This window comes from Gilvibacter sp. SZ-19 (genome assembly GCF_002163875.1).
Taxonomy (GTDB): Bacteria; Bacteroidota; Bacteroidia; order Flavobacteriales; family Flavobacteriaceae; genus Gilvibacter.
Genome location: NZ_CP019333.1, coordinates 1,295,760 through 1,310,580, shown reverse-complemented (window position 1 = coordinate 1,310,580; position 14,821 = coordinate 1,295,760). Strand labels below are relative to the sequence as shown.

General features: G+C 44.2%; 16 protein-coding genes and 1 tRNA gene. 9 read left to right on the top strand and 8 right to left on the bottom strand.

Features of this window, described 5'->3' with window-relative positions; genetic code table 11:
- Entirely contained in the window at nucleotides 1-237 is a 237-nt protein-coding gene (locus BTO09_RS06035) for a MoaD/ThiS family protein (protein WP_087523909.1), read from the bottom strand.
- Nucleotides 237-1,415, bottom strand: coding sequence for a gephyrin-like molybdotransferase Glp (glp, locus tag BTO09_RS06030; RefSeq protein WP_087523908.1), 1,179 nt, complete (start codon nucleotides 1,413-1,415; stop codon nucleotides 237-239). Before glp ends, BTO09_RS06035 begins: the two co-directional genes overlap by 1 nt.
- 132 nt (nucleotides 1,416-1,547) lie before the next feature.
- Between glp and BTO09_RS06025 the strand changes: the two genes are divergently transcribed.
- Both BTO09_RS06025 and BTO09_RS06020 read left to right on the top strand, forming a co-directional pair.
- A complete protein-coding gene (locus BTO09_RS06025; protein ID WP_087523907.1) occupies nucleotides 1,548-2,561 on the top strand; it encodes an XdhC family protein in 1,014 nt (337 codons plus the stop codon).
- Nucleotides 2,562-3,158, top strand: a complete 597-nt coding sequence (locus BTO09_RS06020; protein ID WP_157663439.1) for an NTP transferase domain-containing protein — start codon at nucleotides 2,562-2,564, stop codon at nucleotides 3,156-3,158.
- Here BTO09_RS06020 and BTO09_RS06015 read toward each other — a convergent pair.
- The 4 genes from BTO09_RS06015 to BTO09_RS06000 form a co-directional block, all read right to left on the bottom strand.
- The gene (locus tag BTO09_RS06015) at nucleotides 3,155-5,356 is read right to left on the bottom strand and encodes a molybdopterin cofactor-binding domain-containing protein (protein WP_087523905.1); all 2,202 of its coding nucleotides are present in this window, start codon (nucleotides 5,354-5,356) and stop codon (nucleotides 3,155-3,157) included. The genes BTO09_RS06020 and BTO09_RS06015 overlap by 4 nt on opposite strands.
- Before the next feature lie 12 nt (nucleotides 5,357-5,368).
- On the bottom strand, nucleotides 5,369-5,830 hold the full coding sequence (locus BTO09_RS06010) for a (2Fe-2S)-binding protein (protein WP_087523904.1): 462 nt from the start codon (nucleotides 5,828-5,830) through the stop codon (nucleotides 5,369-5,371).
- Nucleotides 5,831-5,949: 119 nt separating this feature from the next.
- On the bottom strand, nucleotides 5,950-7,854 hold the full coding sequence (locus BTO09_RS06005) for a DUF3857 domain-containing protein (RefSeq protein WP_087523903.1): 1,905 nt from the start codon (nucleotides 7,852-7,854) through the stop codon (nucleotides 5,950-5,952).
- Nucleotides 7,855-7,911: 57 nt separating this feature from the next.
- Nucleotides 7,912-8,652 (bottom strand): carboxypeptidase-like regulatory domain-containing protein, encoded by a 741-nt coding sequence (locus BTO09_RS06000; RefSeq protein WP_087523902.1) that lies wholly within the window; start codon nucleotides 8,650-8,652, stop codon nucleotides 7,912-7,914.
- 153 nt (nucleotides 8,653-8,805) lie between these two features.
- On the opposite strand from BTO09_RS06000, the gene BTO09_RS05995 reads away from it, so the two are divergent.
- The 3 genes from BTO09_RS05995 (at nucleotide 8,806) to BTO09_RS05985 (ending at nucleotide 10,456) form a co-directional block, all read left to right on the top strand.
- Nucleotides 8,806-9,051 carry a GlsB/YeaQ/YmgE family stress response membrane protein gene (locus BTO09_RS05995; protein ID WP_087523901.1) on the top strand — a complete coding sequence of 82 codons (246 nt, stop codon included), beginning with the start codon at nucleotides 8,806-8,808 and terminating at the stop codon, nucleotides 9,049-9,051.
- 244 nt (nucleotides 9,052-9,295) lie between these two features.
- Nucleotides 9,296-9,856: a transposase gene (locus tag BTO09_RS05990; protein WP_087523900.1), complete on the top strand. Its 561-nt coding sequence runs from the start codon at nucleotides 9,296-9,298 to the stop codon at nucleotides 9,854-9,856.
- A gap of 123 nt (nucleotides 9,857-9,979) precedes the next feature.
- Nucleotides 9,980-10,456, top strand: a complete 477-nt coding sequence (locus tag BTO09_RS05985; protein WP_157663437.1) for a hypothetical protein — start codon at nucleotides 9,980-9,982, stop codon at nucleotides 10,454-10,456.
- Nucleotides 10,457-10,736: 280 nt separating this feature from the next.
- Here the strand turns inward: BTO09_RS05985 and BTO09_RS05980 are convergent.
- Together BTO09_RS05980 and BTO09_RS05975 are read right to left on the bottom strand one after the other, a co-directional pair.
- Nucleotides 10,737-10,810, bottom strand: a tRNA-Ala gene (locus BTO09_RS05980).
- Nucleotides 10,811-10,874: 64 nt separating this feature from the next.
- A complete protein-coding gene (locus BTO09_RS05975; protein WP_087523898.1) occupies nucleotides 10,875-11,669 on the bottom strand; it encodes a universal stress protein in 795 nt (264 codons plus the stop codon).
- Nucleotides 11,670-11,715: 46 nt separating this feature from the next.
- Between BTO09_RS05975 and BTO09_RS05970 the strand changes: the two genes are divergently transcribed.
- Genes BTO09_RS05970 through BTO09_RS05955 form a run of 4 tightly spaced genes read left to right on the top strand, consistent with a single transcriptional unit; the run spans nucleotide 11,716 to nucleotide 14,820 of the window.
- Nucleotides 11,716-12,234: a GNAT family N-acetyltransferase gene (locus BTO09_RS05970; protein WP_087523897.1), complete on the top strand. Its 519-nt coding sequence runs from the start codon at nucleotides 11,716-11,718 to the stop codon at nucleotides 12,232-12,234.
- Nucleotides 12,227-13,558: an MATE family efflux transporter gene (locus BTO09_RS05965; RefSeq protein ID WP_087523896.1), complete on the top strand. Its 1,332-nt coding sequence runs from the start codon at nucleotides 12,227-12,229 to the stop codon at nucleotides 13,556-13,558. The genes BTO09_RS05970 and BTO09_RS05965 overlap by 8 nt, the downstream gene beginning before the upstream one ends.
- A 29-nt stretch (nucleotides 13,559-13,587) precedes the next feature.
- Nucleotides 13,588-14,037 (top strand): 6-carboxytetrahydropterin synthase, encoded by a 450-nt coding sequence (locus tag BTO09_RS05960; RefSeq protein WP_087523895.1) that lies wholly within the window; start codon nucleotides 13,588-13,590, stop codon nucleotides 14,035-14,037.
- A 24-nt stretch (nucleotides 14,038-14,061) separates the two neighbouring features.
- Nucleotides 14,062-14,820, top strand: a complete 759-nt coding sequence (locus BTO09_RS05955) for a UDP-2,3-diacylglucosamine diphosphatase (RefSeq protein WP_087523894.1) — start codon at nucleotides 14,062-14,064, stop codon at nucleotides 14,818-14,820.
- Nucleotide 14,821 lies beyond the last annotated feature (1 nt).

The following is a 14,821-nucleotide window of genomic DNA, read 5'->3' as shown; positions in this document are numbered from 1 at the left end:
TCAACCTCCAGAGAATGGGGGTAACAGTGCAACTTCCGCTTTGGCAGGAAGTGGATACTCTCCTCTTACAATTTCGTGGTCTACAGCAATACTGTAGCTCGCCATAGCAAGCCCAGGATACTCCTTTTTAAGTACGTCATTCAAAGCTGCGACCGTATCGACCGCTGCCGAACGTACCTCCTCGGATTTCCCCGTAAGCTCCGCTATTCTTCCGAAGTACTTTAGTTGTAATTCCATTAGTCAATTTTTAAATATCTCACCGATGTGTTCTTAGCTACAAAACCCATATCTTCTTCCATATACACTAAGGCATCTGCAACTGCAAAGCTCTGCAGCATGGAAGAAGCCTGTCCGTTTAAGATCTCTACAGTGTTATTAGCACCAATTTTAGCCTTTAAGAATTGGGCTCTGTCGCCTTTCTTATTAAAATCCGCAGTGATAGTGGCCTGTCTAAAGCTAATACTAGCCTCAGCATCGCCTTCCCATAGCTTTAAAGCCAAGTGAACATAGACATAAAAGCAATTTAAAGCAGAGGCCGGATTTCCCGGTAAGGCAAACACCATTTGCTGGTCTTTGGTTCCAAACAATAACGGTTTACCTGGCTTTTGTTTCACCTTGTAGAAGTGCGTTTTAACGCCAAGATGAGACAGGGCCTCATTTACAAAATCGTAATCGCCCACAGAAATACCCCCAGAAACCAAAACAACCTCAGCAGCCTCAAAAGCCTTTTCCAGGGTCTTGGTGAGGGTGTCTAGCTTGTCTTCTGCCTTAAGCACAAAAGTATCTACATAAGCTTTGTCTTTTAGCGCTGCACTGAGCATAAGCCCGTTGCTTTCATAGATCTGGCCACGGCTAAGTTCTTCTCCCGCCGCTTTAAGCTCATCGCCCGTAACTACGATGGCAACACGAGGCTTTTTATAAACCGGCACTGCAGATACCCCTACGCCAGCCAAAAGTCCAAGGCTGGCAGGACTAAGCCGAGTCCCCGCGGCAAGTACCACATCTCCTTTAGACAGTTGTTCTCCAACAGGTCTAATATTGGCTCCTTCTTGAGGCGCATCGTCTAAGACCAGAACTTCGTCCTTGCGGGTAACTTTTTCTTGAATTACAATGCTGTTTGCACTGTCAGGTACAGGAGCTCCTGTAAAAATGCGTACTGCCTCACCGGGTTTTAAGCTTGGGTTATTTGAAGAACCTGCTGCTACCTCACCAACCACACGATAATTAAGACTTTCGTGCATGGATAAGGCATAGCCATCCATTGCCGATTGTTGGAATGGCGGCATATTGATCGGACTGTAAATAGATTCAGCTAAAACGTGATCAAGAGCCTGTTCTAGAGGACAGTTTCTCTGCTCTCGTGTAGCCTTAACAACAGCCGATATGATGTCTAAGGCTTCTGTAACAGTTACCATGTTGCGTTATATCCTACCAAATATAACGATAATTGACCTTTAAATCAGAGGCATATTCAGAAATACGCATCGCTTTAAGATGTTTTAACTTCTTAGGGCCTCTCGGATAAAATCGAATGCTTAATTTTAGGCATGTTCCACGAATTAAAAGCGATATTCGACAAAGCCCTCAGAGCAACGCAGGAAGGAAAAAAGGCAGTTTTGGCATCTGTAGTGGCCCTAGACGGCTCTTCCTATCGTAGGCCTGGGGTTCGTATGTTGATCTTGGAAGATGAAAGCATGCACGGTGCTGTTAGTGGTGGTTGTGTAGAAAAAGATATTTTGCGGCAAGCAGCAGAAGTGTTTCAGCGAGGAATTCCTAAGATGATGCATTACGACGGCCGATACCGCTTAGGCTGTGAAGGCCTGTTGTATATTCTAATAGAACCTATTGCGAGTCCAAAAGATATCTTAGAGGCGCTGCTTGCGCAAGAAACTTCCCGGAAGGGTTTCCGCATTGTCTCTAAATTTAGTCGTCATGAAGGCTTGCAACCAACAGCGCAATCTGTGTTTCAGTTTAACAGTGGCCAGTCATTAGCTGTTTTTCATGCAGAGCCAGACTCGCAACCGCAAGAAGAATTCACACAAGAAGTTGCGCCAAGCATTCGCCTTATGATCGTTGGAGCAGAACACGATGCAGTGGCATTAACGCAAATCGCTGCTGGAATTGGTTTTCAAGTTGCTGTTGTTGCGCCTCCTGATGATCCTAAATCCTTAGCGAACTTCCCCGGTGCATCACATTACTATCCCTGGACACCAGAAGAACTAAAAGTTGCTGATATAGATAACAGAACTGCTGTTGTATTGATGACACATAGCTTCTCTAAAGACCTCAAATATTTAGGGAGTCTAATAGGATCAGATGCTGCATATGTAGGATTGCTTGGTCCTAAAAAGCGCAGAGAGAAACTCTTTGATGCGCTCATTGAACACTACCCGGAGGTGGCCACAGAATTCATCGAGAATCTTCATGGACCAGCAGGCATCAATATTGGCGCAGAAACTGCCTATGAGATCGGTGTTTCGATAGTTGCGGAGATTCTTGCTTGCATGCGAGGGCAACATCCGCAGCCACTCAAAGACAAAACCACAGGAATTCACGACTGATTGGCTTTACCTGTAAGCATATTGATCTTAGCCGCCGGGAACTCTTCGCGCATGGGAGAACCTAAAATGCTCCTGCCATGGGGCAAGTTAAGCGTCCTAGAGGCTGTATTGGAAACTGCAATGAGCATCAATGCTTCTGAGGTCTATCTCGTAGCTGGAGCAGAAAGCACTAGCCTTAAGGAAACTGCCAGCAAATACAATATAAAACTAATTGAAAACCCACATTGGGAGCGCGGTATGGGCCATTCCTTAGCGCGGGGAGTAGCCTTAGCTCAAAACAGCGATCCAGAAGGGATCATGGTGTTGCTTGCCGATATGCCGACTGTAAAAATTGCAACCCTCAATGGCTTGATCGAAACTTTTAAACAAACAAAAGCGGATATAGTTTGCACTAAATATCCGCAATTACAGGCTGTGCCCGCTATTTTTCGAAAAAATATCTTTGCCCGTTTGACCCGTTTAGACGGAGAAGTGGGCGCAAAACAACTCTTTCAACTTCCTGACATTACAGTGGCATCTTACGCGATCGAATCAGCCTATGAGGATATCGATACGCCAGAAACCTATCAGCAATTAAAAAAGAAATACAACCTCTAGCACTTCTCTGATTCCATACCGGGAAGCGGAACCGTAAAGCCGATCACCTCTTTCATGTCTGCGGGCTTTAACTCGTTAATGAAAGGTTGTTTCATTAAACGCTGCCCAGTTGCCGCATTGATCGCATTGGCAATCGCAGCTCCAGCAGGAGGTAAAGCAGGCTCACCGAGTCCTGTAGGAGAAAGTCCATTCTCTACAAAATAGGTTTCCACTTGTGGTGTTTCACGCATACGGATCAAGCGATAAGTGTCGTAATTGTTAGACGTAGGTCTTCCCTGATCAAAACCAAAGTCGCCGTACATAGCATGACCTATTCCGTCAATAACTCCTCCTTCGATCTGGTTCTTAGCCCCCAAAGGATTCACTACGATTCCACAGTCTACTGCTACGGTAACCTTTTTAACCACAGGGTATCCATTTTCCAATTCAACCTCGGCCAACTCAGCTACATGGGTGTTATGGCTGTAGTAGGCTGAAAATCCTTGGTAAACACCTTCTGGAGCCTTGCCCCATCCGCCTTTTTCTGCAGCCAACTTTATGGTTTCTTGCATGCGCTGGCCAGAGTATTGGATGTTTTCGTCGGTGGTTCCCTTTACATTTTCCAATAGATCGAGGCGCATTTGCACCGCGTCTTTACCTAATTTAGCAGCTACTTCGTCAAAGAAGGTCTGTTCTGCAAAAGCCAAAAAGTTCGTGTAAGGTGCACGCCAGGCACCAATAGTAATATTACTCTGATAATTGGCTGTATCTACCTTGTAATTTGGGATCGCCCCAGCTGGGAAAAAATGCGGGATCAAACCATACATATTTGAATTAATGGCTGCTTCCTTAAGATAATATCCGGTGATCTCACCATCCTTTAAAGAAGCTGCAATTCTGTATTTGATCGCTGGTCTGTAGATCCCAGCAGTCATGTCGTCTTCTCTGCTGTAAACAACCTTGACCGGTTTTTTAGCTAAATTAGAGATCTGAGCGGCATCCAAAACAAAATCGCCATAGAGTCGGCGGCCAAAACCACCGCCCATACGGGTCATTTCCAAGAAAACCTCTTCTTCTTTGCGTTCCAAGAGTTGTGCAACTCTTGAGGCGGTACCTGCCGGAGTCTGGATAGGACCAACCAAGTGGATTCTATCTGCAGTTACATCCGCATAAAAGTTCATAGGCTCCATACAATTGTGTGGCAAAAATGGAGACTCATAGGTTCTTTCTACCACTTCGTCCGCAGCGGCAAAGGCGGCCTTGATATCGCCGTCTTCTCTTCTGGTATTGAACTGATTTCCGTCTAAGATCTCATTGAGAATACGATCGTGGTCTGCGGTACTTTCTAGCGTACTGTCTGCCTTCCAGATCGCTTTTAGAGCCTTTTTGCCTTGCATGGCTGCCCAAGTATTGGTGGCCAAAACAGCGATCTTATTGTCGTAGCTGATCACATCCAGAACACCAGAAACTGCTCGTGCATCGGCATCGTCAAAACTTTCCAGCGCATTACCAAAAGCAGGTGGGCGCATCACACTAGCGTAAACCATGCCTTCTGCTTTGTAGTCTAGCCCAAACAGTGGTTTCCCTGTTATGATCTCATCGATGTCTACATTGCCGGTATCGGTTCCAATTATGGTGTAGTCTTTAGGCTCTTTAAGGGTTACATCTTCTGGCACTTCCATGGTTGCAGCCTGATTGACCACCTGTCCGTAGTGCAAGGTATCGCCATTGGCGTTGGTGATCACTCCTTGACTTGCCGTACAGCTCGAGGCATCAACTCCCCACTGGGCTGCAGCCGCATTGATGAGCATCTGTTTGGCCGTGGCTCCGGTTTGACGCAATGCATCCCATCCGAAGCGAATAGACTGGCTTCCCCCAGCAACCTGACGCTGGTAATTCTTAGTGTCCAAAACCCCTTGAGCCACGTGGACCTTGTCCCATGATACATCGAGCTCTTCTGCTATAATCATAGGCATAGAGGTCTTAACCCCTTGGCCGATCTCTGGGTTTGGTGAAAATATGGTGACATATCCTTCATCTGAGATCTTGATAAAGGCATTGAAGTCGTTAAAATTTAGAGCGGCAATATCAACCGGAGGTTGTGCTGCTTCCTTACAAGCCTGAAATAAGTTGAAACCGATAAGCATTCCGCCACCGGCCAAAGCCGAAGTCTTTATAAAACCCCGACGACTAAAAGTGAGTTTCTGATTGTTTTCCATGACGTCCTGGGTTTAAGCGTTCTTTTTGGCTGCTAAAGCAACAGCGCGTTCTATTCGGTTGTACGAAGCACAGCGGCATATATTGCCGTGCATGGCGTTTCTGATCTCTGCGTTAGACGGATTCGGATTCTGCTCTAAAAAAGCAGAAGCGGTCATGATCTGCCCTGCTTGGCAGTAACCGCATTGTGGCACATCTACTTCTTTCCAAGCCAGCTGCACCGGATGGTCGCCAGCCTCAGACAGACCTTCTATAGTCGTGATTTCTTTACCTTCCAAGCTAGAGATTGGAAGTTGGCAACTGCGAACTGCGTTACCGTCTAAGTGGACCGTACAGGATCCGCATTGTCCGATCCCACATCCGTATTTGGTTCCCACCATGTCTAACTCATCGCGTAACACCCACAAAAGCGGTGTGTCTGGCGAAGCATTGACAGTGCGAGTTTCCCCGTTGATCTTTAAGCTTAGGCTTGCCATAACTGGTTGGTTTTGTAATGAACTTTTAAGGTACAAAAAAAGCCTATAGTGCTAGCGTTTTTAACACTACGGGCTTAAAAATTAAGATTTTATATAGGAGCTACTGGTCCAATTACGGATCACTGTTTAAGCAACACCATTTTAGCCGCATCGCTTCTGGCAACAGTTCGCATAAAACTGCGCAGTTCTTTGTATTCATCTGTGGCGGCTCGAAAATTCTGTAAAACCAAGGTCCGATTCACCTGTACGGCCTTGTCGCCGTCGGGTAATACCAGTAAAGTGTAGCTGCCAAATTTAGATTCTATAACTACAGGCGATGGCAGCGCATCGACAACATAACCATCGGGAATCTCAATACGAAAACTGGTATTGTCTACCCCTCCACGTAACAAGACGGCCTCTTGAGTGCGCTCCTTATAACGGCGCGGGATATAGCTGTAACGGTCCATAACATTGACAGGCACTATCACCTTTTCATTAGAGAAATTGGCAAAATCTTTGGCCGAGATAACTACTTCTTCACTGAGACTGATCTCTTGTTTATCTTCTTCTAGGCCTATGCTTTGAATTTCCAGATTGTCAACATAGCGCCAGTAGCTTTTATAGCTGCTGATGCGATCTTTCTGATCTTCGTGCAATAAGGCGCTTCTTATATCGTACTGAATGCCTTTAGAAACCAAATTCACCGTTCCACTTATGGTCCCTTCTGTGTCCAAACTAAAGGTGCCGCTGGTGTCCAGTGTATTCTGGTCTATAGTATAATTGGGTGTGCGTTTAATGATGCCACCCCCTGGGGTAAGGGCAACTACATCTCTATTGTCTGTAAAGTTGCCTAGAAAGTTAAAGGGCATGGTCTGGCTGGTGCATTCCAACCACAATTCTTCTTCTTCCAAAGGTACATTCAAGATCACGTGATTGCCTTGCAAAGAGGCAAAATCCTTATCGATACTCCGCTGATGGCGTCCGGCCCACACCACACAATAATTGGCTTCTATCCCCTGACTTTTTAGCAACGCCATGGTCAAATTGGTGAGTCCTTTACAATCGCCGTAGCCCTTTTCAATGACTTCGTTAGCCGGATAGGGTCTGAGTCCGCCTATGCCCAATTGAACACTGATATAGCGCGTATTGTTTTGCATGAATTCATAAATTCGGCGCACCTTTTCTTTGGTATTCGGTGCATCTGCAACTAAAGCATTCACCTTAGACACAACCTCTTGAGGCAAGGCGTCCAAGCCTGCAACAAGATTGCGATACTGCCAGGCTCCGAGTTCCTGCCAGTTGCTAGCTTGTCCCTCTATTCCGTCTATACTAAAAGAACTCAATCCGAAGTGCGCAGTAGGCACCAAATCTGTAAAACTCGGGCTCATCTCTTCTGTTTTAATAACTCCTTGCTCACGCACAGAGATCTTTAGAAACCCTTCTTGCTCTTCCACTTCAAATTGACCCTTAGGATCAAAGGTCTTATACCGCAAGCCTAAACTTGGCTCGTATTTAATGCGAACGTATTTGTTCCATATGCTAGAATAGGTGTTCTGATACATGGTCCAACGAGGAATAAAGAAGGTATTATCACTCTCTACAACGCTCTCAAAGATCACTGTGTACGGATAACTCGTGGGAGTATAGTTTAAGAAAAGTACCCTGCTGTCGCTGTAAAGGGTTCCGCCGCTCACGGCGCTTACGTCTTCAAAATCACGCTTGCGGAAAGTCTCCAACAGATTGCCATTGGCATCGACCACATCTACTCTTAAACTTTTGACCTTGGTCTCATTATCGTAGTTCACATAGGCATCGACATGCCTATCTCCGGCTTTATTGTGCACCGTGATCACTCGGCGTTCACAGCTAATGATCTTTCTGTTGTTTGGAATATCGATCTCTACCTTGTGCTCAATAACAGTACTATTGGCATCCGCTAACAACTGCTCCGGAATATCGGCAACCTTGTAGTCGATCTGCCCAAAGCTTAAGACAGGAATGAGAATTAGAGTTAATGTGAAGATACTTTGATAAAAGCGCATGGTCTGGATTGGTTTGCGGTATCAGCAAGCTAAAACCTCAGCAGGAGAAAACCAAATTTAATCCCGTTGCTCTTGGTACTGCTTCCATTTGACCAACAGGAATTCCGTAAGGCTTAAATTTAATTTATCCGGAGTCGGAACAGCGCTAGAAGTTTCCACACAATACAATAAAAAGGGATAGATCTCAGCGGCTTCCAAGCCCAACTCCTCTTTAAAGAATTCTTCTGGTAAGGCAGCCTGTAGCTTGTCGATCAGAGCATCTTGCTTTTCCCAATTGTTTAGGGTTTTAAGACTTTTGATCCGGCCGTTTATGAGATTCAAAATATAGTCAAAGGAGACAGCGCCATAATCGTGAGCAGAAGATGCAGAATAGAGTTTTTTCTCCGCATTGCTGAGCACTTTGGTAGGCATGATCGCCCCAAAGTTCTGCTCTATGATCTCGGCAATTTGTTCGTCAGAGAGTTGGTCCGAATTTACCACAACCTCATCAAGTTCTGTGGTTTCTGGGGTCATGGTGATATTTAATGGTCCCATATCCTCGGGCAGATCCTTAGCGACAAACTCGAAATTCGCAAACCCCAATCCGGCAAAGACAATAGTGTCTCCATCGGTATAACTGATCTGATAAGCACCTTTATTATTGGTTACGGTTCCTTTGACTTTGCTAATGTTGATCACTGTGATCCCTTCTAGAGACTTGCCTTGTTCGTCGGTGACTCTGCCGCTTAGACTTTGCCCAAAACAGACAGTGCCCATCAGCAAGAATAGATAAAGTAAAATGCGTTGGTTAGAAAGCATGCGCTAACTACGGGAAAAATGTGAATGGATACTCGTAAGGCGTTGTTAAAAAGTAGCTGCGGAAACCTAAATAGCTGTTAAAGGCCAGACCCTGATATTTTGATTTTGCACACAGAAGCCGTAACTTGAAGGAACTAACTAAATACCACTATTATGGGAATCTTGTATTCATTACTTGTTGGCGGACTGGCCGGATGGCTAGCTGGAAAACTCATGCGCGGCGGCGGCTTTGGTATCTTGATGAACATCATCCTGGGGATCGTAGGCGGCGCAGTTGCCGGATGGCTGTTCACCGAACTGGGCATCAACTTCATTGACGGCTTTATTGGCGATATTTTAAAAGGAGCCATAGGTGCGGCCGTGGTGCTGTTTATTGCGGGGCTTTTTAAGAAGAAATAACCACTTTTTGAACTTTAATAAAAGGCCTGTCTCTTTTAGAGGTGGGCTTTTTTTGTTTGGGCGCCCCGTGAAGTAGAACAAGTTCACTTCACGATGGCGCTATTCCCCACGCTAGCGCCAGACTCCGTCTGGTGCTGTATTGTCCGTCCGGTGCTAATTATAAATTATCGAACCATAACTGTAAATTCATAAATGAGTTCAATTACAATAGATATCTGCAGAATCTCTTTTGTAGCTTCGGATTATGAGCAGGAAATACAAATTCCATAATCCAACTGCAGCATATTTTGTTTCATTTGCTACTGTTAATTGGGTCGATGTCTTTACCCGTGCGGTATACTTTAATGTTTTGGCTAAAAGTCTCTCCTTTTGTAGAGCAAATAAGGGTATGGAAGTTTATGCGTTCTGTTTTATGCCTAGTCATGTTCATCTGATTTTTAGATCAAAACATGGAGAACATTCGTCCTTGTTAAGAGATTTTAAAAGGTTTACTTCCAAGCAACTGCTTGAGACGATTCAATCTCACTCTAGAGAAAGTCGTAAGGAATGGCTTTTATCTATGTTTAGTATTGCTGCAAAAGGCAATAATGATGTCTGGCATTTCCAATTTTGGCAACATCATAACCATCCTATTGAGCTTTGGAGTAATAAAGTGATAAAACAAAAATTAGATTATATTCACAACAATCCTGTAAAGGCTGGATTTGTAACTAAACCTTCTCATTGGAAATGGAGCAGCGCGCGCAACTTCTCTGGAAAAGGTTCTATTCTTGAAATTGATGAGATTGGTTTTTTTGGTTATTGAAGCACCAGACGGAGTCTGGCGCTAGCGGGGGCATTTATACACAGAGTATATTTAGATACAACTGGTGCAGAAGAAAATGATTCAGAGAATAAAAAATAATACTAAATCGTTGAATTTTACACTATGAAATTATTTTTATTAGTACTTACATTTATTATTACTGGCAGTAAAGATTGCTGCAAGCTCTCACTTTCATCAATGGGTTTAAATGATTATGAGCTAGAAATTTCATTAGATTCTTTGAAAAACTTGCATCCCGAAATAGAGTATTTTGGCAGTAGTAATATAAGAGAGGATATTGAGATTTATTCACTTAAAACCAAAACGGTTATTTTAGGTTCTGAGAAGAAAGTTGTTTACTATTTTGGGCTTATCGATGATCGCTTAAAAGGATATACGTTTAATGTCCATACCGAAGAGCGATTAGATTATTTTTACGAGTTCATTGAAAATGCGAAAGCTAAAAATGACTTCTTAGAAGGAGATGGAATTACATTTAGTGAAAAAGATGAATTGTGTCATAAGTTTCTTCGTACAAAGCAAGAAAGAAAAGGTATTATCATATTTGGAGGAATAGACAAAATAGGTAGTATTTGGTAATTTATGACCCCTCGCTAGCGCCAGACTCTGTCTGGTGCTGACTTCAAGCACAAAATAAGATTCGGATTCATTCAACTGGCGTTGAATGTTCCGAACATTCACGGATTCATTTTTCTTCGAAAAATGTTCCGAAATAACTCGCACTCCTGCAAATAGAAAATACAAACCACGCTTCGCGTGCTTTTATTTTTTTATTCCTCAACCCTTACGAAAATGAATTTTCGACGGGTTTCGGGAATAAAAAAATCCACACCTTTCGGCATGGATTTTCTGCTTGATGTGGAGAAGATCGGATTCGAACCGACGACCTCTTGACTGCCAGTCAAGCGCTCTAGCCAACTGAGCTACATCCCCATTTAGGACTTTGTCCTGCGAAGCTGCGTCAGCAGCGAAGCAGGAAGGCAAAAATAATAAAATTTTATTCTTGACCGCTTAAGATCAGCAAAGGTTTGCTGGTGTAAAAGTCTTTTTTCATAACCGCCGAGGTTTCCCACAGCTTTTGGAAGAATCCGCGCTTTCTGCGAATCACACACAACATATCAGGATTGTTAGACTGGAAGTGCTCCAACACCCCTTGGTAAATGGTTGCATTCTCTGTTGTGGTGCAATTATTTTCTAAGGCCTTCAATGCGGCGTCGTGCTCCAAGTCACTGTCATCTGTGTCTGGAGTTATCACATGTAGTACATTCAAACGGGCTGAGAAAAGGTCGAGCATTGCTTTAAGGGGATCTAACAAGCCTTCTTTAACGATCTTGCCGCTTTTAATAGCCATCAAGATCACCTCCACCTTTCTAAAAATATAATCCTGAGGAATCACCAAGACCGGAATGTCCGTCTCTTTAATGATCTTCCCGGTGATACTCCCCAAATACACCTCGTCTTTGATGTCGATGCTCTGCGGAGAAACGATCATCAGATCAACCTCCAACTGATTGGCAATGCGGGTAATCCCTTCAAAAGGATCGCCTTTAATAGCACGAGCCAAAACTTCTACGTCGCCAGTATCTACAGAATCAATGATCTTTTGCAGTTGGGCTTCACTCTCTTCGTGCAGTAATTCATTCACCTTGGTAAGCCCACCCACTTTAGAGAACTCTCTGTATAGATTTACCAAATAAACCGTGGCACCACTCATGGATGCAAACTTCACAGCATAGTTCAAATTGTTGATTCCGTTTTCGGTATTTCCAACCGGTACGATTATCTTCTTCATTTTGGTGGTGGCTTTAATTACCTTTGTACAAAAGTAATGCGAATTAATGATTCGGCTCGCAAAAAAAGAAGAAATACCTCAAATACTGGCCCTTACAAAGGCTTGTGCTCAGGATATGATCTCCCGTGGGATCTACCAATGGAATGCGCATTATCCGTCTAAAGAGGCTTTTGAGCTCGACTTAAAACGCCAAGAGCTCTACCTCTTATTTCAAGACGAGATCCTTGCCGGTACCATAACCATTTCCACCCGCAAAGATGCCGAATACGAGGAGATCGATTGGCTCACCAAAGATGGAAAGCAATATTACATACATCGGTTGGCGGTGCATCCTGAGTTTCAAGGTCAGGGTTTAGCCAGATCACTAATGGATTTTGCAGAAGGGCTTGCAAGAGTGAACAATGTGGAATCCATCCGGCTAGATACCTTTAGCCAGAATCACAGGAATCAAAAGTTTTACGAAGCGCGTGGATACAAACGATTGGGCAATATATACTTCCCTAAGCAAAGTGAGCACCCTTTTTATTGTTACGAACTGCCTTTAAATCCTAAAGCTCTTGGTTGATATCTCTTTTAAAAGGATACAGCAACTGGCCATCCCAGCGATAATATCGGGGATAGCAGAACCTGTGCTTTCGCTCACCGACACGGCTGTGGTGGGTAACATCCCCGAATTTGGTAAAGAATCGCTGGCTGCGGCAGGTATAGTCGGTACACTACTCTCTACCTTTATTTGGGTGTTGGGGCAATCTCGTTCTGCCATAACGGCTATCATCAGTCAAAACTTAGGAGCTGGGAATTTAGATAAACTCCGCAGCTTTCCGGCGCAAGCTGTCTTTTTTAATGTGTTGACCAGCCTGATCATTTTGGCGAGTACTTATTTCTTTTCGCGGCAGATCTTTATTCTTATGGAAGCCGATGGAAGAATTCTGGATTACAGCGTAGATTACTACAACATTCGCGTTTGGGGCTTCCCCCTCACACTATACACCTTTGCAATATTTGGCATATTTCGCGGCTTACAGAATACCTTTTGGCCCATGATCGTAGCAACTACGGGAGTAGTGGTGAACATTATTTTAGATTTTGCCTTGGTATACGGCATTGAAGGCTTTATTGAGCCTATGAACATCAAAGGTGCTGCCTGGGCCAGCTTGATCGCTCAAGCGGTAATGGCCATATTAGTGACCGTGCTGCTCAAAACCAAGACCAAAGTCTCCTTGCGCTTTAAAAAGACCTTGCACCCAGAGGTAAAACGTTTGGTGAGCATGTGGGGTAATCTGGTGATTCGTTCCTTGGCCTTGAATGCCGCATTAATTCTGGCAGTAAGAGAAGCCACGGCTTTGGGTGACAACGAAATTGCGGGCTACACCATAGCCATTAATCTTTGGCTCTTTGCTGCCTTCTTTTTAGATGGTTACGGGGCTGCCGGAAATATTCTAGGGGGTCGTTTACTGGGCGGGCAGGACTACAAAGGCCTATGGTCATTAACCAAAAAAGTTTGTGGTTATAATTTGATTGTCAGTGCTATTCTAATCACAGTGGGGCTTGTCTTTTATACACCTTTGGGAGTGTTATTTAACAAAGAGCCAGAAGTGCTTGCTGTGTACGACGATATTTTTTGGTATGTACTAATATCCATGCCAATTAGTGCCATGGCCTTTACTTTAGACGCGGTCTTTAAAGGCTTAGGAGAGATGAAATACCTGCGTAATGTGCTCTTGGGTTCTACGCTTTTAGGTTTTATCCCAACTTTATTTATTAGCAAGTACTTTGGTTGGCAGATGGATGGGATCTGGTACGCCCTGCTGGTGTGGATACTGTACCGAGCCTTAGCCCTGATTATCAAGTATAAAAATAAGTATTACGGCCTTGCGCGAACCACATAATTGATACCTTTGCATCGCATATTGGAACTATGAGCAACATCAGAATTACCAAACAGTTCTCTTTTGAAACCGGTCACGCCCTGTGGGGCTATGACGGCAAATGCCGCAATGTACACGGACACAGTTACAACCTGTATGTGACTGTGATTGGGCAGCCCATTACCGATCCCTCTCATGTAAAACACGGCATGGTCATCGACTTTGGAGACCTGAAAAAGATCGTTAAAGAAGAGATCGTAGAGGTTTTTGATCACGCAACGGTATTTAATAAGAATACGCCGCATGTGGAATTGGCGAAAGAGCTACAAGACAGAGGGCACAATGTGCTTCTGGTTGACTATCAGCCCACCAGCGAAATGATGGTGATTGACTTTGCCGAGAAGATAGCCAAACGCTTACCAGATGGCATAAAGTTGCACTCCTTAAAACTTCAAGAGACCGCCACTAGCTTTGCCGAGTGGTTCGCTTCTGAGAACTAGAGGCGCATTTACTATCTTTATCGCATGCAAATCCCTGCAGGAAAGAAAATCTACTTCGCCAGTGACAATCACTTAGGTGCTCCAACGCCAGAGGAGAGTCTGCCGCGAGAAAAGAAATTTGTCCGTTGGTTAGATGAAGTAAAACACGACGCTGCTGCTATTTTTCTGCTAGGAGATCTCTTCGACTTTTGGTTCGAATACAAAACGGTAGTGCCAAAAGGCTTTGTCCGGGTGTTGGGTAAACTAGCCGAAATTCGCGACAGTGGTATCCCGATCTACTTTTTTGTTGGCAACCACGACCTTTGGATGAAGTCCTATTTTGAAGAAGAATTGAACATTCCTACTTATAGAGACATTCAGGAATTCGAGTTCAATGGCAAGCAGTTCCTTTTGGGTCATGGAGATGGAAAAGGCCCTGGCGATACTGGTTACAAACGCATGAAGAAAGTTTTTACCAACCCTTTCTTCAATTGGCTTTTTCGCTGGTTTCACCCAGACCTGGGAATGCGCTTAGCGCAATACTTATCGGTAAAGAACAAGCTTATCTCCGGAGACGAAGACAAAAAATTTCTGGGCGAAGATGGAGAATGGCTTGTCCACTATTGTAAGCGTAAACTGGAGAGCAAGCACTACGATTATTTGATCTTTGGTCATCGGCATTTACCTATGCAGATCGCTGTTGGCCCCCAGTCGAAATACATCAATCTTGGCGATTGGATAAACCATTATACCTATGGTGTGTTTGATGGAGAGACCTTTGAACTAAAGACTTTCGAAGCTTAAT

Excerpts from the sequence above, each read along its gene's own strand:
- BTO09_RS05995 (WP_087523901.1), top strand. The coding sequence starts at position 8,806 with ATGGGAATCTTGTATTCATTACTTGTTGGCGGACTGGCCGGATGGCTA.
- BTO09_RS05955 (WP_087523894.1), top strand. The coding sequence starts at position 14,062 with ATGCAAATCCCTGCAGGAAAGAAAATCTACTTCGCCAGTGACAATCAC.
- BTO09_RS06010 (WP_087523904.1), bottom strand. The coding sequence starts at position 5,830 with ATGGCAAGCCTAAGCTTAAAGATCAACGGGGAAACTCGCACTGTCAAT.
- BTO09_RS06015 (WP_087523905.1), bottom strand. The coding sequence starts at position 5,356 with ATGGAAAACAATCAGAAACTCACTTTTAGTCGTCGGGGTTTTATAAAG.
- glp (WP_087523908.1), bottom strand. The coding sequence starts at position 1,415 with ATGGTAACTGTTACAGAAGCCTTAGACATCATATCGGCTGTTGTTAAG.
- BTO09_RS05975 (WP_087523898.1), bottom strand. The coding sequence starts at position 11,669 with ATGAAGAAGATAATCGTACCGGTTGGAAATACCGAAAACGGAATCAAC.
- BTO09_RS06025 (WP_087523907.1), top strand. The coding sequence starts at position 1,548 with ATGTTCCACGAATTAAAAGCGATATTCGACAAAGCCCTCAGAGCAACG.
- BTO09_RS06005 (WP_087523903.1), bottom strand. The coding sequence starts at position 7,854 with ATGCGCTTTTATCAAAGTATCTTCACATTAACTCTAATTCTCATTCCT.
- BTO09_RS05990 (WP_087523900.1), top strand. The coding sequence starts at position 9,296 with ATGAGCAGGAAATACAAATTCCATAATCCAACTGCAGCATATTTTGTT.
- BTO09_RS05985 (WP_157663437.1), top strand. The coding sequence starts at position 9,980 with ATGAAATTATTTTTATTAGTACTTACATTTATTATTACTGGCAGTAAA.
- BTO09_RS05960 (WP_087523895.1), top strand. The coding sequence starts at position 13,588 with ATGAGCAACATCAGAATTACCAAACAGTTCTCTTTTGAAACCGGTCAC.
- BTO09_RS06000 (WP_087523902.1), bottom strand. The coding sequence starts at position 8,652 with ATGCTTTCTAACCAACGCATTTTACTTTATCTATTCTTGCTGATGGGC.
- BTO09_RS06035 (WP_087523909.1), bottom strand. The coding sequence starts at position 237 with ATGGAATTACAACTAAAGTACTTCGGAAGAATAGCGGAGCTTACGGGG.
- BTO09_RS05970 (WP_087523897.1), top strand. The coding sequence starts at position 11,716 with ATGATTCGGCTCGCAAAAAAAGAAGAAATACCTCAAATACTGGCCCTT.